At 59.5% G+C, this 24879-nt stretch carries 19 protein-coding genes; 8 read left to right on the top strand and 11 right to left on the bottom strand.

Features of this window, described 5'->3' with window-relative positions; translation table 11 throughout:
* Nucleotides 1–338 precede the first annotated feature (338 nt).
* From WA225_RS24855 to cobA, 6 genes are all read left to right on the top strand, one after another.
* Nucleotides 339–1550, top strand: coding sequence for a nitrate/nitrite transporter (locus WA225_RS24855; protein WP_422610049.1), 1212 nt, complete (start codon nt 339–341; stop codon nt 1548–1550).
* Between the two features lie 7 nt (nt 1551–1557).
* Nucleotides 1558–3228: a protein kinase domain-containing protein gene (locus WA225_RS24850; RefSeq protein ID WP_422610048.1), complete on the top strand. Its 1671-nt coding sequence runs from the start codon at nt 1558–1560 to the stop codon at nt 3226–3228.
* Between the two features lie 423 nt (nt 3229–3651).
* Nucleotides 3652–6105, top strand: a complete 2454-nt coding sequence (gene nirB, locus WA225_RS24845) for a nitrite reductase large subunit NirB (RefSeq protein WP_422610047.1) — start codon at nt 3652–3654, stop codon at nt 6103–6105.
* Nucleotides 6102–6419: a nitrite reductase small subunit NirD gene (nirD, locus tag WA225_RS24840; RefSeq protein WP_422610046.1), complete on the top strand. Its 318-nt coding sequence runs from the start codon at nt 6102–6104 to the stop codon at nt 6417–6419. The genes nirB and nirD overlap by 4 nt, the downstream gene beginning before the upstream one ends.
* Nucleotides 6419–9133, top strand: a complete 2715-nt coding sequence (locus tag WA225_RS24835) for a molybdopterin-dependent oxidoreductase (protein ID WP_422610045.1) — start codon at nt 6419–6421, stop codon at nt 9131–9133. Before nirD ends, WA225_RS24835 begins: the two co-directional genes overlap by 1 nt.
* A 13-nt stretch (nt 9134–9146) precedes the next feature.
* Nucleotides 9147–9914, top strand: coding sequence for a uroporphyrinogen-III C-methyltransferase (cobA, locus tag WA225_RS24830; protein ID WP_422610044.1), 768 nt, complete (start codon nt 9147–9149; stop codon nt 9912–9914).
* 62 nt (nt 9915–9976) lie between these two features.
* Here the strand turns inward: cobA and WA225_RS24825 are convergent, their stop codons facing one another.
* The 8 genes from WA225_RS24825 to ppsA form a co-directional block, all read right to left on the bottom strand.
* The gene (locus tag WA225_RS24825) at nt 9977–11011 is read right to left on the bottom strand and encodes an OmpA family protein (RefSeq protein WP_422610043.1); all 1035 of its coding nucleotides are present in this window, start codon (nt 11009–11011) and stop codon (nt 9977–9979) included.
* 107 nt (nt 11012–11118) lie between these two features.
* Nucleotides 11119–11709, bottom strand: a complete 591-nt coding sequence (sigX, locus tag WA225_RS24820; protein WP_064116922.1) for an RNA polymerase sigma factor SigX — start codon at nt 11707–11709, stop codon at nt 11119–11121.
* A 90-nt stretch (nt 11710–11799) separates the two neighbouring features.
* Nucleotides 11800–12624, bottom strand: coding sequence for a mechanosensitive ion channel family protein (locus WA225_RS24815; protein ID WP_064116923.1), 825 nt, complete (start codon nt 12622–12624; stop codon nt 11800–11802).
* A 2-nt stretch (nt 12625–12626) separates the two neighbouring features.
* Nucleotides 12627–12875, bottom strand: a complete 249-nt coding sequence (locus WA225_RS24810; RefSeq protein WP_008076827.1) for a hypothetical protein — start codon at nt 12873–12875, stop codon at nt 12627–12629.
* A 63-nt stretch (nt 12876–12938) separates the two neighbouring features.
* Nucleotides 12939–13934, bottom strand: coding sequence for a zinc transporter ZntB (locus WA225_RS24805; protein WP_064116924.1), 996 nt, complete (start codon nt 13932–13934; stop codon nt 12939–12941).
* Nucleotides 13935–13956: 22 nt separating this feature from the next.
* Nucleotides 13957–14448: a ribonuclease E activity regulator RraA gene (gene rraA, locus WA225_RS24800; protein ID WP_422610042.1), complete on the bottom strand. Its 492-nt coding sequence runs from the start codon at nt 14446–14448 to the stop codon at nt 13957–13959.
* Nucleotides 14449–14674: 226 nt separating this feature from the next.
* Nucleotides 14675–15664 (bottom strand): alpha/beta fold hydrolase, encoded by a 990-nt coding sequence (locus WA225_RS24795; RefSeq protein WP_422610041.1) that lies wholly within the window; start codon nt 15662–15664, stop codon nt 14675–14677.
* A gap of 98 nt (nt 15665–15762) precedes the next feature.
* A complete protein-coding gene (gene ppsA, locus WA225_RS24790; RefSeq protein ID WP_422610040.1) occupies nt 15763–18138 on the bottom strand; it encodes a phosphoenolpyruvate synthase in 2376 nt (791 codons plus the stop codon).
* 174 nt (nt 18139–18312) lie between these two features.
* Here ppsA and ppsR point away from each other — a divergent pair, with 174 nt between their 5' ends.
* Nucleotides 18313–19131, top strand: coding sequence for a posphoenolpyruvate synthetase regulatory kinase/phosphorylase PpsR (gene ppsR, locus WA225_RS24785; RefSeq protein ID WP_034152875.1), 819 nt, complete (start codon nt 18313–18315; stop codon nt 19129–19131).
* Nucleotides 19132–19250: 119 nt separating this feature from the next.
* Here ppsR and WA225_RS24780 read toward each other — a convergent pair whose 3' ends face one another.
* The gene (locus tag WA225_RS24780; protein ID WP_422610039.1) at nt 19251–20660 is read right to left on the bottom strand and encodes a PLP-dependent aminotransferase family protein; all 1410 of its coding nucleotides are present in this window, start codon (nt 20658–20660) and stop codon (nt 19251–19253) included.
* Between the two features lie 90 nt (nt 20661–20750).
* Between WA225_RS24780 and WA225_RS24775 the strand changes: the two genes are divergently transcribed.
* Nucleotides 20751–21680: a DMT family transporter gene (locus WA225_RS24775; RefSeq protein WP_422610038.1), complete on the top strand. Its 930-nt coding sequence runs from the start codon at nt 20751–20753 to the stop codon at nt 21678–21680.
* Here the strand turns inward: WA225_RS24775 and prpD are convergent.
* Both prpD and prpF read right to left on the bottom strand, forming a co-directional pair.
* Nucleotides 21673–23157, bottom strand: coding sequence for a 2-methylcitrate dehydratase (gene prpD, locus WA225_RS24770; RefSeq protein ID WP_422610037.1), 1485 nt, complete (start codon nt 23155–23157; stop codon nt 21673–21675). The genes WA225_RS24775 and prpD overlap by 8 nt on opposite strands.
* A 488-nt stretch (nt 23158–23645) precedes the next feature.
* Nucleotides 23646–24836, bottom strand: a complete 1191-nt coding sequence (gene prpF / locus WA225_RS24765) for a 2-methylaconitate cis-trans isomerase PrpF (RefSeq protein WP_422610036.1) — start codon at nt 24834–24836, stop codon at nt 23646–23648.
* Nucleotides 24837–24879 lie beyond the last annotated feature (43 nt).

Below are 24879 nucleotides of genomic sequence, written 5' to 3'. Positions count from 1 at the left end.
GGGCTTTTCAGAATGTGTGTTCGACTCGGTATTTCACGTCGGCGTACATACACCAAACACCTCGATCGGTCCCCTCTCCCTCTGGGAGAGGGCTAGGGTGAGGGGCTTTTGATCTTTCAGCTGTTGGCACAAATCTCGCTAAGTAAACCCACAGGTAACCAACGGCGGTTGCCCCACCCACGACAAAGACGTCGCTCACCCGTTCGCCCAACCGGCGCATCAGGTAGCGGCGTTTTTGCGTTTTGGCCCCACAGACCGGGGCCGGTGGTGCGGCCGTGGTGGCGCGCCATCTGCTGTTGCACGACTCCTTTCGAGATTCTTTTCAGCTGAGGTGCGCGATGAATTCAAGCTTCTGGAAATCCGGCCACACCCCGACATTGTTCGCGGCCTTCCTGTATTTCGACCTGAGCTTCATGGTCTGGTACCTGCTCGGCCCGCTGGCGGTGCAGATTGCTGCCGACCTGCACCTGACCACGCAACAACGCGGGCTCGTCGTCGCCACGCCGATCCTTGCCGGTGCGGTGCTGCGCTTCGTGATGGGCATGCTCGCCGATCGACTGTCGCCGAAAACCGCTGGGCTGATCGGTCAGGTCATTGTGATTTGCGCGCTGTTCGGCGCCTGGAAAATCGGCATTCATAGCTACGAGCAGGCATTGATACTCGGCCTGTTCCTCGGCATGGCCGGCGCCTCGTTTGCCGTCGCCCTGCCGCTGGCGTCGCAATGGTATCCGCCGCAGCATCAGGGCAAAGCCATGGGCATCGCCGGCGCGGGCAACTCCGGCACCGTGTTCGCCGCGCTGCTCGCGCCGGTGCTGGCCGCCGCGTTCGGCTGGAGCAATGTTTTCGGTTTCGCCCTGATTCCATTGATCCTGACGCTGGTGCTGTTCGCCTGGCTGGCGAAAAACGCGCCCCAACGGCCGAAAGCCAAAGCCATGGCCGACTACTTCAAGGCGCTGGGCGACCGCGACAGTTGGTGGTTCATGTTTTTCTACAGCGTGACCTTCGGCGGCTTCATCGGTCTGGCCAGCGCCCTGCCCGGCTACTTCAACGATCAATACGGTTTGAGCCCGGTGACTGCCGGTTACTACACCGCTGCCTGTGTGTTCGGCGGCAGCTTGATGCGGCCGCTGGGTGGCGCGCTGGCGGACCGTTTCGGTGGTATCCGCACCTTGCTGGCGATGTACACGGTGGCTGCCATTTGTATTGCTGCAGTGGGTTTCAATCTGCCGAGTTCCTACGCCGCGCTGGCACTTTTCGTCTGCACCATGCTCGGTTTAGGCGCAGGCAACGGCGCGGTGTTCCAACTGGTGCCGCAGCGTTTTCGTCTGGAAATCGGCGTCATGACCGGTTTGATCGGCATGGCCGGCGGCATCGGTGGTTTCGCGTTGGCGGCCGGCATGGGCGCAATCAAACAGAGCACCGGCAGCTATCAACTGGCCCTGTGGTTGTTCGCCAGCCTTGGCATGTTGGCGTGGTTTGGCCTGCACGGCGTCAAGCGGCGCTGGAGAACCACGTGGGGTTCGGCAGCGGTGACGGCGGCGCGGGTCTGAGGCGTCGATGGCCCTGCAACTGAGCTTTGCCGAAGCCAGCGCCACCGGGCCGCGCGCGGAGAATCAGGATGCCTTGCGTTCGGTGACACCGGCGCCGGCACTGGCGGCGAGCAAGGGTTTTCTGTTCGCCATCGCCGACGGTGTCAGCCAGTGCGCCGATGGCGGACTCGCCGCCCGTTCGACGTTGCAGGCCTTGGCGCTCGACTACTACGCCACGCCGCAAACCTGGAGCGTGGCGCAGGCGCTGGATCGTCTGCTGCTCGCGCAAAATCGCTGGTTGCAGGCCAATGGCGGTGGCCAGCCGTTGCTCACCACGGTCAGTGCTGTGGTCATGCGCGGTCGGCGCTTCACCCTCGCCCACGTCGGCGATTGCCGGGTGTATCGCTGGCACGCCGAGCGTTTGCAGCGGATCAGCGAAGACCACGTCTGGGAGCAGCCGGGCATGCAGCATGTGCTCAAGCGTGCGCTCGGGCTGGATCAGCATCTGGTGCTGGACTTTCTCGATGGCGAACTGCGTGACGGTGAAAGCTTTGTGCTGCTCAGCGACGGCGTCTGGTCGACGTTGGGTGATACCGCGATTGCGGCGATTCTGCGTGACCAGCCGGATCTGCACAGTGCTGCGCAAACGCTGGTCAACGCAGCGCATCTGGCCGGGAGTCAGGACAATGCCAGTGCATTGCTGGTGCGGGTCGATGCCGTCGGCGAGGCCAACATTGGCGATGCGTTGATCCATTTGCAGCAGTGGCCACTGCCGCCGCCATTGAAATCCGGTCAATCGTTCGAAGGCTGGCAGGTGCAGGGGATTGTCGCGCAGAGCCAGCAATCGCTGCTTTATCGAGTCGCCGACGCTCAGGGCCAGCACTGGCTGCTGAAAACCTTGCCTGCGCGCCTGGCGGATGATCCTCAAGCCGGACAAGCCTTGTTGTCGGAAGAATGGTTCCTCAGGCGTGTGGCTGGTCGCCATTTCCCTGAAGTCCATGGGTGCAATCAGCGTCAGCATTTGTACTACGTGATGCGCGAATATTCCGGGACGACGCTGGCGCAGTTGTTTCAACAGCACGGCCCGTTGCCCTTGGCACAGTGGCAGGACATCGCCGAGCGCTTGTTACGTGCCGTCGGGTTGCTGCATCGGCGGCAGATTCTGCACCGCGACATCAAACCGGAAAATCTGCATTGGGGTGACGAAGGCGAACTGCGCTTGCTGGACTTTGGCCTGGCGTATTGCCCGGGGCTGTCCGAAGACGCGCCGTCGACGTTGCCGGGAACCCCAAGCTACATCGCCCCGGAAGCATTTCGCGGTGATCCGCCGAGTGTGCCGCAGGATTTGTATGCGGCCGGTGTGACTTTGTATTTCCTGCTGACCGGGCATTTTCCTTATGGCGAGATTGAAGCGTTTCAACGGCCGCGCTTTGGTCTGCCGGTGAGTGCCAATCGCTTCCGGCCTGAACTGCCGGAATGGCTGGCGCAGAGTCTGGAGCGTGGCGTGGCGGCTGATCCGCGACATCGCTTTGAAACGGCTGAAGAGTGGTTGCTGGTGCTGGAACAGGGCGAGCGGCGGAGTTTGAGCGTGCGGCCTCGGCCGTTACTGGAGCGAGAGCCGTTGAAGGTGTGGCAGACGATGGCGATCGTGGCTCTGCTGGGGAATCTGGTGCTGCTGGTTTTGTTGTTTCATGGCTGACACCGCGTCACGCCATTCGCGAGCAAGCTCGCTCCCACAAGGGATTCGTGTCGTTCGCAAATCCCCTGTGGGAGCGAGCTTGCTCGCGAAGGCGTCAGCCCAATCACCACAAACCCATCTACCTGAGCGCCCCACGACCGAGCGACCCGCCTCGATTCAGTGCAAAAAATCATCCTCAGAACCTGCCAAACCCCAATAAACCCGCCATCGTCCCCACTTGGCACAACCACTGCATTAACCCTCTCAACACACCCATAAAGCCCAACCTTCAACGACGAAGGCTGCGCTTCCCGAGAGAACGGGACCAGGACAAAGGCGTCCTCGCTAGGCAACTAGCGGGACGCCTTTTTTTGTTTGCGCAAAATTTCTCGAGCAAGGCCTGACTGCCCACAAGAGGCCAGCCAACGCTCCCCGGAGAACCTGATGAAAAAACTCAAACTGGTGATGATCGGCAACGGCATGGCCGGGGTCCGCACCCTCGAAGAACTGCTCAAACTGAGCAACGAGCTGTACGACATCACCGTCTTCGGCGCTGAACCGCACACCAACTACAACCGCATCCTGCTCTCGCCAGTGCTGGCCGGCGAGCAGACCTTCGAAGAGATCGTCCTTAACGACCTCGACTGGTATTTGGAAAACAACATCAAATTGCTGCTCAACCGCAAAGTGGTGGAGATCGATCGGGTCAAACGCCGGGTGATCGCCGAGGATGGCACTGAAGCCGAATACGATCGCCTGCTGATCGCCACCGGCTCGACACCGTTCATCCTGCCGATCCCCGGCAACTCCCTGCACGGCGTGATCGGATACCGCGACATCGCCGACACCCAGGCGATGATCGACACCGCGAAAACCCACAAACACGCGGTGGTCATCGGTGGCGGCTTGCTCGGCCTCGAAGCCGCCAATGGCCTGATGCTGCGCGGCATGCACGTCACTGTGGTGCATATCGGTGAGTGGTTGCTGGAACGGCAACTGGACAAAACCAGCGGCCAACTCCTGCAAACGGCACTCGAATCCCGTGGTTTGCACTTCCGTCTATGCGAACAAACCCAAGCCCTGCACGACGCCGGCAATGGCCGGGTCGGCTCGGTGCAATTCAAGAACGGCGAGATCATCCCCGCCGATCTGGTGGTGATGGCTGCTGGCATTCGCCCTAACACCGAACTGGCGGAAAAGGCCGGCATCCCGTGCAATCGCGGGATTCTGGTCAACGATACTCTGCAAACCTACGACCCGCGTATTTATGCCATCGGTGAATGCGCCAGCCATCGCGGCATTGCCTATGGTCTGGTCGCGCCATTGTTCGAACAGGCCAAGGTTTGCGCCAACCATCTCGCACAATTGGGCTTCGCCCGTTATCAGGGGTCGGTGACGTCAACCAAATTGAAAGTCACCGGCATCGACCTGTTTTCCGCTGGCGACTTCATGGGTGGCGAAGGCACCGAGACCATCACCCTCTCCGACCCGATCGGCGGTGTGTACAAAAAACTGGTGATCAAGGATGACGTGCTGGTCGGCGCCTGTCTGTACGGCGATACGGCAGATGGCGGTTGGTATTTCCGCCAGATTCGTGAGAATCACGCCATCGGCGAGATCCGCGATCACCTGATGTTTGGCGAAAACGCTTTGGGCGACGTAGGACATCAGGGCCAGGACAAAGCCATGGTCATGGCCGACACCGCCGAAGTCTGCGGCTGCAACGGCGTGTGCAAAGGCACCATCGTCAAAGCCATTCAGGAACACGGCCTGTTCAGCGTCGATGAGGTGAAGAAACACACCAAAGCCGCCAGCTCCTGCGGCTCCTGCGCCGGGCTGGTCGAGCAGATCCTGATCAACACCGTGGGTGGTGCGGCCGACGTCAAACCGAAAAGCGAAAAGGCCATCTGCGGATGCAGCGATCTCAGCCACGGGCAGATTCGCCAAGCGATTCGCGAACAGCATCTGCTGACCATCGCCGGCACCCTGAGCTACCTCAACTGGCGCACGCCGAACGGTTGCGCAACGTGCCGCCCGGCCCTCAACTATTACCTGATTTCCACCTGGCCCGGCGAAGCCAGGGACGACCCGCAATCGCGCCTGATCAACGAACGCGCGCACGCCAACATCCAGAAGGACGGCACTTATTCGGTGGTGCCACGGATGTGGGGCGGCGTGACCAATCCGTCAGAACTGCGGCGGATTGCCGATGTGGCCGACAAGTACAACGTGCCGATGGTCAAGGTTACCGGCGGGCAGCGCATCGATTTGCTCGGCATCAAAAAGCAGGACTTGCCCGGTGTGTGGAAGGATCTCGACATGCCATCCGGCCACGCTTACGGCAAATCCATCCGCACCGTGAAGACCTGCGTTGGTAGCGAGTTCTGCCGCTTCGGCACGCAGAACTCGACGCAACTGGGCATCGAGCTTGAGCACGACCTGTTCAACATGTGGTCGCCGCACAAAGTGAAACTGGCTGTCTCCGGATGCCCACGCAACTGCTCGGAGGCGGGGATCAAGGACGTAGGAATCATCGGCGTCGACTCCGGCTGGGAGATGTACATCGGCGGCAACGGCGGGATCAAAACCGAAGTCGCCGAATTCTTCGTCAAGCTGAAAACCGCCGAAGAAGTCCGCGAATACAACGGTGCGTTCCTGCAGCTGTATCGCGAAGAAGCCTTCTACCTCGAACGCACCGTGCACTACCTGCAACGAGTCGGCATGGAACACATCAAGAAAGCCGTGCTGCAAGACCCCGAGCGCCGCAAAGCGCTGAACGAGCGCCTGCAATTCTCCTTGTCGTTCGAACAGGATCCGTGGAAAGAACGCTTGGCCCAGCCGCAACTGAAGAAAGAATTCGACGTGATCCCGGTGAAAAATCTGGAGGTGCCGGCATGAACTGGCTGGATATCTGTGACCTCGAAGAAATCAACGCCCTCGGCTCGCGAATCATTGCCGGGCCGAAAGGTGATATCGCGATTTTTCGTACAAGCGACGATGAGGTTTTCGCCCTCGACGACCGCTGCCCGCACAAGGGTGGGCCGTTGTCGCAAGGCTTGATCTACGGCAAACGTGTGGCCTGCCCGCTGCACAACTGGCAGATCGACCTGCAGACCGGTGAAGCGCAGGCGCCGGACATCGGTTGCGCGCACCATCACCCGGCGCGGGTCGAGAACGGTCGGGTGCAACTGGCCCTGCGGGACGCCAACTGATGAACCGCCAGACGACCGCCTCGACCTGCTGTTATTGCGGGGTCGGCTGCGGCGTGCTGATCGAACATGACGGCGAGCGCATTCTCGGCGTCAGCGGCGATCCGGCGCATCCGGCCAACTTCGGCAAACTCTGCAGCAAAGGCTCGACCCTGCACCTGACCGGCGACCTCGCGGCCCGCGCGCTGTACCCGGAACTGCGACTGGGCAAAGGCCTGACGCGCAGCCGCACGGATTGGGACACCGCGCTGGAACATGCCGCCAACGTGTTCGCAGAAACCATCGTCGAACACGGCCCGGACAGCGTGGCGTTCTATATCTCCGGACAGTTGCTGACCGAGGACTACTACGCCTTCAACAAACTCGCGCGGGCGTTGGTCGGCACCAACAACATCGACAGCAATTCACGCCTGTGCATGTCTTCAGCGGTGGTCGGCTATAAGCGCAGCCTCGGCGCCGACGCCCCGCCCTGCAGTTATGAGGATCTGGAGCTCAGCGATTGCGTGATGATCGTTGGCAGTAACATGGCCTACGCCCATCCGGTACTTTTCCGTCGACTGGAAGAGGCAAAATCGCGCCGGCCACAGATGAAAGTCATCGTCATTGATCCACGGCGCACCGACACCTGTGATCTTGCCGATCTGCATCTGGCGATTTTGCCCGGCACCGATGTCGCGTTGTTCCATGGGATTTTGCATCTGTTGTTGTGGGAAGACTGGATTGATCGTGACTTCATCAAGACCCACACCGAAGGCCTCCCAGAGCTGAAGAATCTGGTGCGCGATTACACCCCGCAGATGGTGTCGCAACTGTGCGGAATCAGTGTCGAGCAATTGCAGCAGTGCGCCGGATGGGTTGGCACCTCACCGAGTTTTCTGTCGCTGTGGTGCATGGGTTTGAACCAGTCCACCGCTGGCAGCGCGAAGAACAGCGCGCTGATCAATCTGCACCTGGCCACCGGGCAAATCGGCCGTCCGGGTGCAGGACCTTTCTCCCTCACCGGTCAGCCAAATGCCATGGGCGGGCGTGAAACCGGCAGCTTGTCGAACTTGTTGCCCGGCCACCGCGAGGCGGCCAACCCTGACCATCGCGCCGAAGTGGCAGCTTATTGGGGTGTCGATCAATTGCCGGAGAGCACCGGACTCAGCGCCATTGAACTGTTCGAGCAGGTGCGCAGCGGCAAGATCAAAGCGCTGTGGATTGCTTGTACCAACCCGGCGCAATCAATGCCGGATCAACATTCGGTGCGCGCAGCGCTGCAAGCCTGCCCGTTTGTGGTTCTGCAAGAAGCCTTCCGCACCACTGAAACCGCTGCGTTCGCCGATCTGCTGTTGCCCGCCGCCAGTTGGGGCGAGAAGGAAGGCTCGGTGACCAACTCCGAGCGGCGTATTTCCCACGTGCGCAAAGCCATTCTCCCACCGGGTGAAGCGCGGCCGGATTGGGCGATCACCGTGGATTTTGCACAGCGTCTGGAGAAACGTCTTCGCTGCGGTGAGCCGAGCCTGTTTTCGTTCAATCAACCGTCGCAGTTGTTCGATGAATTCAAAGGACTGACGCGCGGGCGGGATCTGGATTTGTCCGGGATCAGTCATGCATTGATCGACGAGATCGGACCGCAGCAGTGGCCCTTCCCTGTCGGTGCCCGCGAAGGCACGCCACGCCTGTACGAGGACGGCATTTTTCCTACGCCCAATGGGCGCGCGCAGTTCATTGCCGACCCGTATCGCGCCGCCAAGGAACAGCGCGATGCACGCTTTCCACTGACGTTGATCACTGGCCGCCTGCGTGATCAATGGCACGGTATGAGCCGCACCGGCACGGCGGCGCAGTTGTTCGGGCATGTCAGCGAAGCGGTGTTGAGTCTGCACCCGGACGAATTACGCCGGCAGCGCTTGCAGCCGGGCGATCTGGTCAATCTGAAAAGTCGTCGCGGCGCAGTGATTGTCGCGGTCGGCAGCGACGACAGCGTGCGCCCGGGTCAGGCCTTTCTGCCGATGCACTGGGGTGACCGGTTTCTCAAGGGCGGTGTAAACAGCCTGACCCTGCCGGCGTTTGATCCACTGTCGAAACAACCGGAGCTCAAACACAGCGGCGTGCGCCTGGAACCGGTCGATCTGCCGTGGCAGCTTTTCGCACTGATCGAGGGCGATGTTCAACGGCATTTCGAGGCGCTACGACCGCTCTGTGAGGCATTTTCCTACGTGAGTCTCAGCCTTGTCGGACGTGAACGATCGGCATTGCTGATACGCGCAGCCAGCAACGAGGCGCCGAATCCACAGTTACTGGGTGAAATCGACCGTTGCCTGGCGCTGATCGACGGCCCGGTATTGGCCTATGACGACCCGCGTCGGGCTATCGGTAAACGCGTGCGCATCGAAAACGGCCGGATCACCGCGATTCGACTGGCCGGCGAAACACTTGCACAGCATTGGCTGCAAAGCCTGTGGCTCGAAGGCCGGGCGGACGAGCAACTGCGGCGCTGGCTTCTGGCGCCGATGAGTGCGCCGCCGGGCAATGCCGGGCCGCAGATTAATGCGGATAGAACCCTGTGCAACTGCAAGAACGTCAGCCTCAACACGGTGTGCGCCGGCATCCGCCAAGGTTTGGATTTGCAGGGTTTGAAAAACACGCTGGGCTGCGGCACGCAATGCGGCTCGTGCGTCCCGGAAATAAAACGTTTGCTGGCTGCCGAGTTGCAGCCGGTCGCCGTCATCTGATGAGGAAAGCAGCATGAATGCAAAAGTCTGGCTGGTAGGCGCAGGCCCCGGCGATCCGGAACTGCTGACCCTCAAAGCGGTGCGTGCCTTGCGCGAAGCCGATGTGGTGCTGATCGATGACCTGGTCAACGTCGCGGTACTGGAGCACTGCCCCGCCGCGCGCATTATCACGGTGGGCAAACGCGGTGGTTGCCGCTCGACCCCGCAAGCGTTCATCCACCGATTGATGTTGCGCTATGCCCGTCACGGCAAGTGTGTGGTGCGGCTCAAGGGTGGTGATCCGTGCATTTTCGGCCGGGGTGGCGAAGAGGCGCAGTGGCTGCGTCAGCGTGGGGTCGAAGTGGAGTTGGTCAATGGCATCACCGCCGGACTGGCCGGAGCGACGCAGTGCGATATTCCGCTGACGCTACGCGGTGTCGCGCGAGGCGTGACGCTGGTCACCGCGCACACTCAGGATGACAGCCGATTGAACTGGCAGGCGCTGGCGCAGGGCGGCACGACGTTGGTGGTTTATATGGGTGTGGCAAAGCTGGAGGAGATTCGTGATCAGTTGTTGGCGGGCGGGATGGCGGCGGATACGCCGGTGGCGATGATCGAGAATGCGTCATTGCCGCAGCATCGGGAATGCCGGAGCAATCTGCGCAGCATGGGTGAGGATGCGTGTGCTTTTGGATTGAAAAGCCCGGCGATTCTGGTGATTGGTGCGGTGGCGGCTGTTGTTGAAGATCAAAGGATCGCCGCCTGCAGCAACGCCCACGCAGGGGCCGCGTGCCTGCCGTAAACTCAAATCGCAGGCAAAGAAAAGCCCGGCCTAAGCCGGGCTTTTCTCAGAGCGGCGGGTAATTACTTACCTTGGGCTTCAACCTGCGCTTCTACGCGACGGTTTACAGCGCGGCCAGCTTCAGTTTTGTTGTCAGCAACTGGGCGGGATTCGCCGTAGCCAACAGACTGAACGCGGGACGATTCAACACCGTACTGGTTGGTCAGAACTTGCTTAACGGCGTTTGCACGACGCTCGGACAGTTTCTGGTTGTAAGCGTCAGGACCGACGGAGTCAGTGTGACCTTCAACAGTAGTGGTGGTGGATGGGTACTGCTTCATGAAGTCAGCCAGGTTCTTGATGTCGCCGTAGCTGTTTGGCTTCACAACCGACTTGTCGAAGTCGAACTTAACGTCCAGCTCAACACGAACAACTTCAGCAACTGCCGGGCAGCCATCAGCGTCAACAGTTACGTTGGCTGGGGTGTCTGGGCACTTGTCAACGTTGTCGCAAACGCCATCGTTGTCGCTGTCGGAGCAGACTTCAGCTGGTGCTGGAACTGGAGCAGCAGCAGGCTTGGAGCCGCCACCGAAGTTCACACCGATACCGACGCTAGGAGCCCACTCGGTGTCGCCCTGGTCGATGTTGTATTGAGCTTCAACGCCAGCACGGGCGTAGAAGTTCTCGGTGAAGTACAGCTTGGCACCAGCGCCCAGGTTGGCGAAGGTGGAGCGGTCACGACCGCCGGAACCGTTCTGACCGATGCTCTGATCGGAGAAACCAGCCGATACGTATGGACGCAGCATGTCGCCTGGGTTGTTGAAGTGGTACAGAGCATCCAGAGCGGTGTTCGCGCCCTTGATGTTACGACCGTCGTCGGAACGCACGTTGTGCACTTCGTCGTAGCCCAGACGCAGTTCAACGTCGTCGGTCAGGAAGTAACCGATCGAGCCGCCGAACAGGTTGCCGTTGTTCTTGAAGTTACGAGCGCTGTCGAATTGTTCTTTCTTTGCGAAGCCTTCGATTTCAACTGCGCCTTGGCCTTGTGCCAGAGCGCCGAACGAAGTGGCGGCAATCAGAGAACCAATGGCCAAGCCCAAGGTGTTTTTCAGTTTCATCCGTTAAATCCCCATCTGGTGATTGTGAAGCAGTCCCGCAAACCGGGGGACAACTCGGCGGCAAGTCTATCAGAACTTGCCTACACGTAAGAGATATTTGCGCTGAACTAAGTTTCAGCAATGCCTGCAAATTTCTCACGCAATTTATCTAGAGCACGTTTGTAACGCATTTTTGTCGCACTCAAACCCATGTGCATGATGTCCGCGATCTCCTGAAATTCCAGCTCTGCGACAAATCGTAGCACCAGAATTTCGCGGTCAATCGGGTTCACATACACCAGCCAGCGATCAAGTCCGCCCTTCTCCTCGGGTTTTGGCGCCTTTTCTTCGGACGCTTCCTCGAGGGGGTCAAGACTCAATGCGTCCATCAAGCGACGCTTTCGCCGTTCCTTCCGATACTGCGTAATACACTCGTTGTACGTGATGCTGTAGAGCCACGTCTTGAACTTCGATTTACCCTCGAAGTTCTTCAGGCCATACAGCACCTTCAACATGACTTCCTGACAGACATCGTCTGCGTCGCGATCGTTCCCAAGATATCTCGCACAAACGTTAAATAATGTTCGCTGGTAACGCCGCATCAGTTCTTCATAGGCACGCGTTACGTGAAACAGCTCGGTATGCGCGCGCGCGACCAACTCCTCATCAGAGAGCTCGCGGGGGTCGTAGCGCGTGGATAGCGTTTGGGCTTTATTCAAAACAAGTCGTGCCGACAGTCAGGTCAATGTCCGCCGCAGCCAGCGTCAGCTGGCATTTTGCGGCGGCATACATTAGCAGGGTTTGCCGGATTAGCGGCTACTCACATGCTGTTCCAGCAGGATCCGATTGGAGAGAGAGACTAGCTCACCCTCATCGGTCAGCAATGTGGTTTTAACCGTGCCGATCTCTTCGATCTGGCCTTCGACCTCGCCAACACGCACTTGTTGCCCAACCTGATACAACTCACGCACATAGATTCCCGCAAGAATCTGACCGGCAATTTCCCGGCTTCCCAAACCCATGGCCAGCGCAACGGCCAGACCAACGGTAATCAACACGATGACAATCACATGGTTCAGCAGGTCGGTCTTGACCTCAAGCTGACTGATCGCGACCGAGAGGCTGATGATAATGACCAGCCCCTGCGCAATGCGCCCCAGCCCCGAAGCGTAGTCCAGGCCTACGCCTTCTGCCGCCCCGCGCACCAGCCCGTTGGCCAGTTGCGCGAGCAAAACACCTACCAGCAACACCAGCGCCGCACCGAATACTTTCGGCAAATAGAGCGCCAACATATCCAGCGTAGCTGAAACTCGCTCAAGGCCAAGGGATTCTGCTGCAGAAACCAGAAAAATCAGCAGAACGAACCAGTAGACGATTTTACCGATCAAGGTCGAAATCGGCACTTGCAACCCGGCTCGCGACATCAATTTGGTCAGGCCGGTGCCGCCCATCAGGCGATCAAGACCGAGTTTGGCGAGCAACTTGGACAGCAAGGTATCGAGCAGCTTGGCCACGACGAAACCCAACAGCAGCACAACCAGTGCGCCGAACAGGTTCGGAATGAAGTTGGCTACTTTGGTCCACAACGCAGTCATTGCAGTGACGAGGCTCTGAGTCCAGAGGTCGAGTTCCATATTCAATCAGCCTTATCAGCAGTGCGAGCGGTAGGTTTACGAAGACGGGAAACCGGCGAGACATGGGCCGATCCGTTGTTCAAGGCGATCATCAGCGCGGGCAGCCAGCGGCCCAGCAGGCTGAACAGATCACCGGCGCCGACCTGGCGGTTGGCGGTTTTGAGTACGCGGCCCAGACAGGCATCGTCGTCGCGGCTGGACGGCGAGGCGTTGAGCATGTCGCGCAAAGACTGTTCAAACGGATCGTGCATACGCACCTCTCGTGATGTCTGTGAAAGACGCGGGCAGATTTGGTCGGGTCACATGTGCCATGTTCAGACCCAGCGCAAACGACGGAATAACCACCACTGACCGAAGGCCAGGGCGAGCACGGTCAAACAGGCGATCAGGAAACCATAAGGGCTGCTGGAGAATGGAATTCCGCCAACGTTGATGCCCAACAGACCGGTGATGAAACTCATCGGTAAAAAGATGCAGGTGATGATCCCGAAGCGGTACATCGTGCGATTCATGCGCTCGCTCAAACGCCGGTCTTCGGCCTCCAGCACAAGCCCCACGCGCTCTCGGGTCAATTCGAGCTCTTCGAGATAGCGGGTCAGACTGTTGTTCAATTCGTTCCAGTAATCGGCATCGTCATCGACAAACCACGGCAGTTTTATCCGCGTCATCTGCCCGAAAATATCCCGCTGCGGCGCAAGGAAACGCTTAAGCCCGGCGGCGCGCCGACGGATGTGCAAAATGGCGCCATGCTCGGGGGTATACCGTTCGTCGGCATCCATCTTTTCTTCTTCCTCATCGGCGATTTCCGAGAGGCACGTGACCAGATCCTGCACCTTGTTGGTGAGGAACTGCGCCAGATAAAGGATGAGTTCAGAGGCCGTTTTCGGGCCCTTGCCGTCCGCCAACTGAGCCAGCAGCTCATCGGTGGCGCGCAATGGCCGCAAACGCAGGGAAATAACCCGTTGGGCAGAGGCGAAAATCCGCACCGAGACCATGTCTTCCGGCTCGGCACCCGGGTTGAGATTGACCCCGCGCAGAAACAGCAGCAGCTCGGAATCGGGCAACGGCAACAGACGCGGTCGAGTGTTCTCTTCCAGCAGCAGGTCGCAGGTGAATTCATTCAGGCCGCTGGATTTGCGCAGCCAGGTCTGGGTCTGCGGATGGCTGCGATCCCAATGCAGCCAAAGGCTTTCATGGGCCTGCAGTTGCAAATCGTCGAGCTCAGTCCGGGCTATCGAACGCGCACCGCCTTTTCCGTCCAGCACCAGGGCATGCACCAGCCCCCATTGCGCGTTTTCTTCCTCGAACATCCGCATCCCTTTGTCGAAACTGTTATTCAGGCATCTTCAGCGGACTCGGCGAGATGATCACGCCGTTGTTGTCCGCATAAATGTAGTGGCCCGGGTGGAACGTCACGCCGGCAAACGTCACCGGGACGTTGAGGTCGCCGATGCCGCGTTTTTCCGTTTTCATCGGATGGCTGGCCAGTGCCTGCACACCCAGGTCGGTCTGGGCGATCACGTCAACGTCACGGATGCAGCCGTAGATCACCAGCCCTTCCCAACCGTTTTTCGCAGCCTTCTCGGCGATCATGTCGCCCAGCAGCGCCCGGCGCAGCGAACCGCCGCCATCGACCACCAGCACCTTGCCGTTGCCTTTGAGTTCAGCCTGTTCCTTGACCAGCGAGTTGTCTTCGAAACATTTGATGGTCACGATTTCGCCGCCGAACGAATCACGGCCGCCGAAATTGCTGAACATCGGTTCCAGCACCTGGACCAGCTCCGGATAGGCGTCGCACAGGTCAGGCGTGAGGTAATGGTTCATCGAAAAACTCCTGTAACAAGGAAGACGATCAAGGATGACGCATTCTGTTGAGACGAGATCCGGTGGTCGCTGTTTACCTTAGTCCATCCCATGGTCGCTGAACGAACCTGAACAAACGCTGAAACGTAATAGCTAAACAGCCACCAAATATGACCAGAACCGCACAATGCGTCATATCTTAGCCGCAAGCCAATCTGAACGAAACGCCCAATTCAGCGGCGCGACTTCAGACTGCTGCGGCCAGATCCGGCTTCTCACCCAGCAACGGCGTGTGCTGATCGCTCAACCAGCGCGCCACCAGCGGCCACACTTCAGTCTGCGCCGCTTTGCTCACCAGCATTTCAACATGGCCAAAATTGTCGTTGAAGCCCTGCTCGCGCCCCAGATTGATGAACTGCTTGTGCTCGGTGCCGATCTGCTCGAACAGTTTGCGACAGGCCCACGCCGGATCCTGATGATCCCCCGCCGCCGTCACTGCCAGCACTGGCACCTGAACATCGGCCAGGCCTGCCCACCAGTCCTTGTCCTTGTCACCGAAACGACCGAACAAGCCATACCAGCGCATGCTTTCCAGCGCCAGACCGATCGGTTCGTCTTCCGGGCCCCGTTTAAGGCGCGAACCGGACAGTTGCGCGAAGTGCTTGAGAATAAAGCGGCTGCTCCACTCCACCGGCGGAATTTTCAGTGGCCAATACGTACGGCTGACCTGCGTACCGAAAAACGCCGCCGAAGCCACCGCCGGCTCGCCCAAGTACTCGCCACCAAGCGCCGCCGCCAGGGTGATGCCGCCCAGCGAATGGCCGATCCAGTGCGGAATCTGCCCGCTCTGCTCACGCACGAATGCGGCAATCGCCGGCAGATCGTAACGGGCATAGTCGGCGACACGGTTGCGGCGGTATTGCTCGTTGCGCTGCGACAAGCCGTGACCGCGCATCTCCGGAATCCACACGTCGTAGCCCAGACGCGTCAGATACGCGCCCAGGCCCAGGCCTTTGGGTGAAAACCAGAAGCGTCGATTGGAAAAACTGCCATGCAGCAGAATCACTGGCACACCGCGCGGCGCCGAGTCGTCGGCCATGCCCAGACGGGTGACGGCGATCTCCACGGACCAGTCCGGGCTGTTGCCGGGTTTGAGTCGGTAAACGTCTTCGCTCAGATCGCCACGCCGTTCGGCGCTGATCAGGGCGACAGGAAACAGGTTGCTGCTGCTTTGCATAATGCTCTTGCACAAAAAAGGGCGGCATCTACAGGAGCCCGCCCTACTCAAATCTCAAAGCCCGCTCCCACAGGGGGAACGGGCCGTTCACATACTGATCAGGCCGGCGCCTGGCCTTCCGCGAGGAAGAACCAGGTTTCCAGCACGGTGTCCGGGTTCAGCGACACGCTTTCGATGCCCTGCTCCATCAGCCACTTGGCCAGATCCGGGTGGTCCGAAGGACCCTGACCGCAGATACCGATGTACTTGCCGGCCTTGTTGCACGCGGCAATCGCGTTGGCCAAGAGCTTCTTGACCGCCGGATTACGCTCGTCGAACAGGTGCGCGATGATACCGGAATCGCGGTCCAGGCCCAGCGTCAGCTGAGTCAGGTCGTTGGAGCCGATCGAGAAACCGTCGAAAAATTCGAGGAACTCTTCGGCCAGAATCGCGTTGGAAGGCAGTTCGCACATCATGATCACGCGCAGACCATTCTCGCCGCGCTTCAAGCCGTTTTCGGCGAGCAGATCGACAACCTGGCTGGCTTCGCCGAGGGTACGGACGAACGGCACCATGATTTCGACGTTGGTCAGGCCCATCTCGTTGCGCACACGTTTCAGCGCGCGGCATTCGAGTTCGAAGCAGTCACGGAACGATTCGCTGATGTAACGCGAAGCGCCACGGAAACCCAGCATCGGGTTTTCTTCTTCCGGCTCGTACAGTTTGCCGCCGATCAGGTTGGCGTATTCGTTGGACTTGAAGTCCGACAGACGCACGATGACTTTCTTCGGTGCGAACGCAGCCGCGAGGGTGCTGATGCCTTCAACCAGTTTCTCGACGTAGAAACCGACCGGATCGTCGTAACCAGCGATGCGCTTGTCGACGCTTTCCTTGATTTCCTGCGGCAGACCGTCGTAGTTCAACAGCGCTTTCGGGTGCACACCGATCATGCGGTTGATGATGAACTCCAGACGAGCCAGGCCCACACCGGCATTCGGCAGTTGCGCGAAGTCGAAGGCGCGGTCCGGGTTGCCGACGTTCATCATGATCTTGAACGGCAGCTCCGGCATGGCGTCGACGGAGTTCTTTTTGATGTCGAAGCCCAGTTCGCCTTCGAAGATGTAGCCGGTGTCGCCTTCGGCGCAGGACACGGTCACACCTTGGCCATCCTTCAGCAGTTGGGTGGCGTTGCCGCAACCCACAACAGCCGGAATACCCAGCTCACGAGCGATGATCGCCGCGTGGCAAGTACGGCCGCCACGGTTGGTGACGATGGCGCTGGCGCGCTTCATCACCGGTTCCCAGTCCGGGTCGGTCATGTCGGACACCAGCACGTCGCCCGGCTGGACCTTGTCCATCTCGGAGACGTCTTTGATGATCCGCACTTTGCCGGCGCCGATGCGCTGGCCAATCGCGCGACCTTCCACCAGCACGGTGCCGGTTTCTTTCAGCAGGTAACGTTCCATGACGTTGGCCTGGGTGCGGCTTTTCACGGTTTCCGGACGCGCCTGCACGATGTACAGCTGGCCGTCGTCACCGTCCTTGGCCCACTCGATGTCCATCGGGCAGCCGTAATGCTTTTCGATGATCATGGCTTGCTTGGCCAGTTCGCTGACTTCAGCGTCGCTCAGGCAGAAACGCGCGCGCTCAGCCTTGTCGACATCGACGGTCTTGACCGAACGACCGGCCTTGGCCTCGTCGCCGTAGATCATCTTGATGGCTTTGCTGCCCAGGTTGCGACGCAGGATCGCCGGACGACCGGCTTCCAGCGTGCCCTTGTGCACATAGAATTCGTCGGGGTTGACCGCGCCTTGTACGACGGTTTCGCCCAGGCCGTAGGCGCCGGTGATGAACACCACGTCACGGAAACCGGATTCGGTATCGAGGGTGAACATCACGCCGGCGGTGCCGGTTTCCGAACGCACCATGCGCTGCACGCCAGCCGACAGGGCGACCAGTTTGTGGTCGAAGCCCTGGTGCACGCGGTAGGAAATCGCACGGTCGTTGAACAGCGATGCGAACACCTCTTTGGCGGCGCGGATAACGTTTTCCACACCACGGATGTTCAGGAAGGTTTCCTGCTGACCGGCGAACGAGGCGTCCGGCAAGTCTTCGGCGGTGGCGGAAGAACGCACGGCCACGGCCACATCAGGATTACCGGCCGACAGCGCGGCGAACGCGGTGCGGATCTCGGCATTCAGTTTTTCGGGGAATTCGGCGTCCATGATCCATTGGCGGATCTGCGCGCCGGTCTTGGCCAGGGCGTTGACGTCGTCAACGTCGAGCGCGTCGAGGGCCTGGTGGATCTGGTCGTTGAGGCCGCTCAGTTCGAGGAAATCACGATAAGCCTGAGCCGTCGTGGCGAAACCGCCGGGGACCGAAACACCGGCGCCTGCCAGGTTACTGATCATCTCGCCCAGGGATGCGTTCTTGCCCCCCACATGCTCAACATCGTGTTTGCCGAGCTTATCGAGGGAAACTACGTACTCTACCAAGGTGATCTCTCCACTAACTGTGTTGGAAAAGCTCAGAAACCGGCGGCCCGGGGGAGCCATGGCCGGTTGTATGGCCTGGACCTGGAAAATAAGTGAGAATGCGGGCCAGTCGCGGCCGACAAATCGCGCCTATCATATCCAGAAATGCTCATTAGCTTAAGGCCCAAGGTGCAAATGAAACGATCTGCTTTCTTCATCTCCGATGGCACCGGCATTACCGCCGAAACCCTGGGTCAAAGCCTTCTGGCGCAGTTCGAAAACATTACCTTCAGCAAATTCACGCGACCGTACATCGACAGCGTTGAAAAAGCGCGGGCCATGGTACAACAAATCAACAAAGCCGCTGAAACCGACGGCTTTCGCCCGATCATCTTCGACACCATCGTCAATCAGGACATCCGTGAGATTCTCGCAACGTCCAATGGTTTCATGATCGACATTTTCTCGACCTTCCTTGCCCCGCTGGAGCAGGAACTGACCGAGCATTCTTCCTACACCGTCGGCAAGTCCCACTCCATCGGGCACAACTCCAATTACATGGAGCGCATCGAGGCGGTCAACTTTGCCCTCGACAACGACGACGGCGCGCGCACGCACTATTACGACAAAGCCGACCTGATACTAGTGGGCGTGTCGCGATGCGGTAAAACGCCGACGTGTCTGTACATGGCCATGCAATTCGGCATCCGCGCGGCCAACTACCCGCTGACCGAAGACGACATGGAGCGTCTGACCCTGCCGACGGCCCTGCGCGCCCATCAGCACAAGCTGTTCGGCCTGACCATCGACCCGGACCGCCTCACCGCAATCCGCAACGAGCGCAAGCCCAACAGCCGTTATTCGAGCTACGCCCAGTGCGAGTTCGAAGTGCGTGAAGTGGAGAACCTGTTCCGCCGCGAGAACATCCCCAACATCAACTCCACGCATTTTTCGGTGGAAGAGATTTCGGCGAAGATTCTGGTGGAGAAAGGTGTGGAGCGGCGTTTCAAGTAGAGTTGTAGTGCCTGGGCTGACGCCTTCGCGAGCAAGCTCGCTCGCTCCCACAGGGGGGAATGCATTCCAACTGAAAGAATGCGGTCCACTGTGGGAGCGAGCTTGCTCGCGAAGAACGATTACACGGTGTCTGTTAATGCCTTGGCCAGAGCCTCAAAGCCTGCCAGCAACAACCGATCATCCCCCACCGCATTACACACACTCACCCGAATAAACTGCGGCACCGCTGCATGCCCCACCGCAAATGCCTCAGCGGTGGCCACCAGATAGTTGTTTTCCTTCAACTCCGCCGCAATCTGCGACGCCCGCCACAGCTCAGGCACTTCCACCCAAAAGTGCGGGCTGTAAGGGTGAGTCTTGTAGTTCAAACCCCGCAGCGCAGGCGCGACCAAGGCCTTGCGTCGAGCAATCTCGCTGATCTGCTCGTCCAGCAACTGTTTCGCCATGCCGCTTTCGATCCACAGACTGGCCACTTCCATCGATAACGGATTGGCCATCCAGCACGTTGCGCGAATGGCCGCACTCAAACGCCCGACCAACGCTTGCGGCGCGTGCAGATAACCGACGCGCAAACCCGCTGAAACGGCCTTGCTCAAACTGCCGATCAGCACTGAGCGCTCCGGCGCAAAGTAACTCAGCGGCAACGGGCGCTGGCGATCCAGCACCGCATGGGCTTCGTCTTCGATGATCAGCAGATTGTGCTGGCGACAGACCTCGGCAAGCGCCTCGCGCCGTGGGACGGACATCACCGCCGCCGTAGGATTCTGGATCGTCGGCGTGCAATACAGCGCCGAAACCCGATGCTGACGGCAGATCTCCTCCAGCGCCGACGGGAGCAGCCCTTCGTCATCCATCGCCGCGCCAATGAGTTTTATCCCCAACTGACGTGCGACGCCGATCAATCCCGGGTAGGACAAATGCTCGGTCACAACGGTGTCGCCGGCCTTGAGCAAGCCCATCAACGCGCACAACAGTCCATGTTGGCCACCGTTGACGCACAACACCTGATCGGCGTGCGGGACAAATTCCGCATGCTGCAACCATACCGCCCCGGCCAATCGGTGGCGGGCCAACCCGGCTTCAGCGGTGTACCCGGTCAATTGCTGCAACACCCGCGGATCACTGGCGAGGTCTTGCAGGCTCTGGCTCAAGAACGCCGCTTCCTGCGCCGGAATCGGCTGGTTGCGGCTCATGTCGAAGCACGCTGACGGCTCATCGCTGACATTGCGAAAGCCTTTGTCCTGCGGCCGCTCCATCCCGCGCTGACGCACGTAGGTGCCATCTCCGACACGGGCGACGACCAATCCCACGCGCTCCAGTTCGCCGTAAGCACGGCTGATGGTGCCGATGGTCACACCAAGGCTGTCGGCCAATAACCGGTGCGGAGGCAGTTTGCTGCCGGCTTCGATAACGCCTTCGTCGATGGCTTGCTCTACCGCATCAGCGAGACGTTTGTACTTCACGCCGACGCCGTTGCTGAGGCCATCACGGAGGATTGACACCATGGCAATACTTACTTTGACAGTCATTCTCGCCCCGAATAGCGTGCTTTAAACAGGTTCAATCAGAAATAGACTCTTTCTGTGATCAGGTCAATTCTGCCGTTCGGAGTACAAATAATGTCGACAGCTGTCAGCGCACCGATAAACATCAGCAAACCCTGGCTCGCCGGATTGATCACCAGCGCGCTGTTTCTCATCGTCTGCCTGAGTTGGGGCACGACGTGGCTGGGGATCAAGATTGCCGTGGAAAGCGTGCCTCCGCTGACGGCCGCCGGCCTGCGTTTTCTGATTGCCTTTCCGCTGTTTCTGAGCTTCGCCTTGGTGCGTAAGGAACCGCTGCTGTTTCCTCGGCAAAGTCGCTGGTTTTTTGTGTTCGTCACGCTGTCGTATTTCAGCCTGCCCTACTACCTGCTCAACTACGGCGAGATGCACGTATCGTCTGGCCTGACTGCGTTACTGTTCAGTTGCATGCCGGTGTTTATCCTGCTGTTTTCCGCGCTGTTTCTGCGCGAGAAAATCTACCCGTCGCAGATGCTCGGCATCGCCATCGGTTTTGGCAGTCTGTTCATGATTATTCGCAGCCAGGGTCTGCATCTGGATCAGGCCGAATGGCTGGGAGTACTGGCGATTTTGTGTGCGGCGGTGATGCATGCGCTGTGTTACGTGGTGACGAAAAAACACGGCAGCGCGATCAGCGTGATCACCTACAACACGTTGCCGATCGGCATCGCCGGGTTGATGTTATTTATTGTCGGCTTGAGTGTTGAAGCGCCGGTGTTTGCGCAAGTGACCACGCGTTCGTGGGGCGCCCTGCTGTATCTCGGGCTGGTGGCATCGGTCGGTGGATTCATCGTTTACTTTTTACTGCTTAAACGCTTGAGCCCAATCATTCTGTCATTCGTGTTTATCATTTTCCCGGTGTTCGCCGTGATCATCGGCGCCTGGTACGAGGGGCAAACCCTGTCCCGGGAGCTGATGATCTATTCGGCGGTTTTGTTGAGCGGTTTTGCGATCACCAAACTGCCTGTGGAAAAGTGGTTCAGATAACCAACATATCCACAAAGCGGTTGACCGGCGTCGCTTCGAGCTGCGCCGGATCCTTGCACAACGCGAAGATTTCGCCGCTGCGCTGGCCGGTGAAACGCGTGGCCAGATTGGCTTTGAATTTATCTTCGAGTAACGGAATGCCCTCGGCGCGACGGCGACGATGGCCGATCGGGTACTCGACGACAACGTTTTCAGTGCTGCTGCCGTCCTTGAAAAACACCTGCACGGCGTTGGCAATCGAGCGTTTGTCGGCCTCCAGATATTCGCGGGTGAAACGCGGATCTTCGATGATGACCATTTTTTCGCGCAGCACATCAATGATCGGATGCGCCCGGTGGAAATCGTCTTCGTATTGCTCGGCGACCAGATTGCCGAACGCCAGTGGCACGGCGGTCATATACTGGATGCAGTGGTCGCGGTCGGCGGCGTTGGCCAACGGTCCAACCTTGGAAATGATGCGGATTGCCGATTCGTGGGTGGTGATGACGATTTTGTCGATGTCGTGCAGGCGATTGCGCACTTGCGGGTGCAGCGTCACCGCGGCTTCGCACGCAGTTTGCGCGTGGAATTCGGCGGGAAAGCTGATCTTGAACAGGACGTTTTCCATCACATAGCTGCCGAACGCGCGCGAAAAAGTGAAGGTGCGTTTATCTTCCGGTTTCAGCGCCAGATCGCTGTTGGTGTGGCTGAACAACACGTCATAGAAACCCCATTGCTTCGCGGTTAAAACGCCCGGAATCCCCATTTCGCCACGCAGGGCAATGTCAGCCAGACGTACACCGCGACTCGACGCATCCCCCGCTGCCCAGGATTTCCGCGAGCCGGCGTTCGGTGCATGGCGATAAGTGCGCAGCGCCTGGCCATCGGCGAACGCATGGGACAACGCCGACAGCAATTGCTCGCGATTGGCGCCCATCAGTTTGGCGGTGACGGCAGTTGAGGCAACTTTCACCAGAATGACGTGATCGAGTCCTACGCGGTTGAAGGAGTTTTCCAGGGCGATCACGCCTTGAATCTCGTGGGCCATGATCATCGCTTCGAGCACATCGCGAATCGTCAGCGGTGCCTCAGCGTTGGCCACGCGTTTTTGCGAGAGGTGATCGGCCACCGCGAGAATCGCGCCGAGGTTATCGGATGGATGGCCCCATTCGGCGGCGAGCCAGGTGTCGTTGTAGTCGAGCCAGCGGACGATACAGCCGATGTCCCACGCGGCTTTGACCGGGTCGAGGCGATAGGAGGTGCCCGGGACGCGTGCGCCGAACGGCACGACGGTGCCTTCGACAATCGGGCCAAGATGCTTGGTGCATTCGGGGAAACGCAGCGCCAGCAAACCGCAGCCCAGCGTGTCCATCAGGCAGTTGCGGGCGGCGTCGAGGGCTTCGGCAGAGGGGGCTTTGAAGGTGAGGACGTAATCGGCGATGTCCTGCAGGACACGGTCGTAGTCGGGGCGGTTGTTCAGGTCGACGTTGGCGCTCATTGCGGTTCTCCTGTGCGGGAATGATGAGTGGTGTGGTCTTCCTCAGGGCTTGGCTGGTTTGGTCTGGCTGATTGCAGGTCTGGGGTGCCTGCTTGTTTTGGGTTTCTTCAGTGGGTGGCCCCTCACCCTAGCCCTCTCCCGAGGGAGAGGGAACCGATTGGGGGATGCTGTAGAGGTTCACCGACGTGAGCGATATCCATTGAATCCATAATCGATCTGGTCAACGCACAATTTCAAACACCTCGGCCGGCCCCCTGAATCCAAAATCGCCTCAATCTTTCAGGTCGATGTACAACCCTAGACACCTCGGTCGGCCCCTGAATCCATAATCGACTCGATCTTTCAGGTCGATGTACATCTCCAGACACCCCGGTCGGCCCCTGAATCCATAATCGACTCGGTCCTTCAGGTCGATGTACAACCCTAGACACCGCGGTCGGCCCCCTCTCCCTTTGGGAGAGGGCTGGGGTGAGGGTAAAACTTTCGAATCAGAAGGAATCGCCCGGAACGCGCACATAGCCTTCCATCAGCACACGCGCACTGCGGCTCATGATGGCTTTCTTCACCACCCATTCGCCGTTCTCCAGACTGGCTTCAGCGCCAACGCGCAAGGTCCCGGACGGATGCCCGAAGCGCACCGCACTACGTTCAACACCACCCGCCGCAAGGTTCACCAAGGTGCCGGAAATCGCCGCCGCCGTCCCAATCGCCACCGCCGCCGTGCCCATCATCGCGTGGTGCAGCTTGCCCATCGACAACGCGCGCACCAGCAAATCCACATCACCCGCGCCAATCGCTTTGCCACTCGATGCCACGTAATCCGCAGGCTTGGCGACGAATGCGACTTTCGGCGTGTGCTGACGCTTGGCCGCTTCATCGAGATTGGCAATCAGGCCCATGCGCAAGGCGCCGTAAGCCCGAATCGTCTCAAACATCTGCAATGCTTTCGGGTCGCTGTTGATCGCGCCTTGCAACTCGGTGCCGGTGTAACCGATGTCTTCAGCGTTAACGAAAATCGTCGGGATGCCGGCGTTGATCATGGTCGCCTTGAAGGTGCCAACCCCCGGCACTTCCAGCTCATCGATCAAGTTACCGGTGGGGAACATCGAGCCACCGCCGCCCTCTTCTTCTGCCGCCGGGTCCATGAATTCGACCTGCACTTCGGCCGCCGGAAAGGTCACGCCGTCGAGTTCGAAATCACCGGTTTCCTGCACTTCGCCGTTGGTGATTGGCACGTGGGCAATAATCGTTTTGCCGATGTTGGCCTGCCACACGCGCACCACCGCAACACCGTTGTGCGGAATGCGGCTGGCGTCGACCAGACCGTTGCTGATGGCGAACGAACCGACCGCTGCCGAGAGGTTGCCGCAGTTGCCGCTCCAGTCGACGAAGGGCTTGTCGATGGAGACCTGACCGAACAGGTAATCGACGTCGTGATCGGCCTTGATGCTTTTCGACAGGATCACGGTTTTACTGGTGCTCGACGTCGCGCCACCCATGCCGTCGATTTGCTTGTCGTACGGGTCGGGGCTGCCGATCACGCGCAGCAATAAAGCGTCGCGAACCGGGCCGGGAATCTGCGCCGCTTCGGGCAGATCCTTGAGGCTGAAGAACACGCCTTTGCTGGTGCCGCCGCGCATGTAGGTCGCAGGGATTTTGATTTGTGGTGCGTGAGCCATGATGCTCCTTAACCGGGGCATGGAACCTGAGGTCCCATGCCCG

It is taken from the genome of Pseudomonas sp. (assembly GCF_049300855.1).
In the GTDB taxonomy this organism is placed as follows: Bacteria; Pseudomonadota; Gammaproteobacteria; order Pseudomonadales; family Pseudomonadaceae; genus Aquipseudomonas.
The sequence above is the reverse complement of the archived record's forward strand: the minus strand, read 5'-3'. Positions and strand labels throughout refer to the sequence as shown.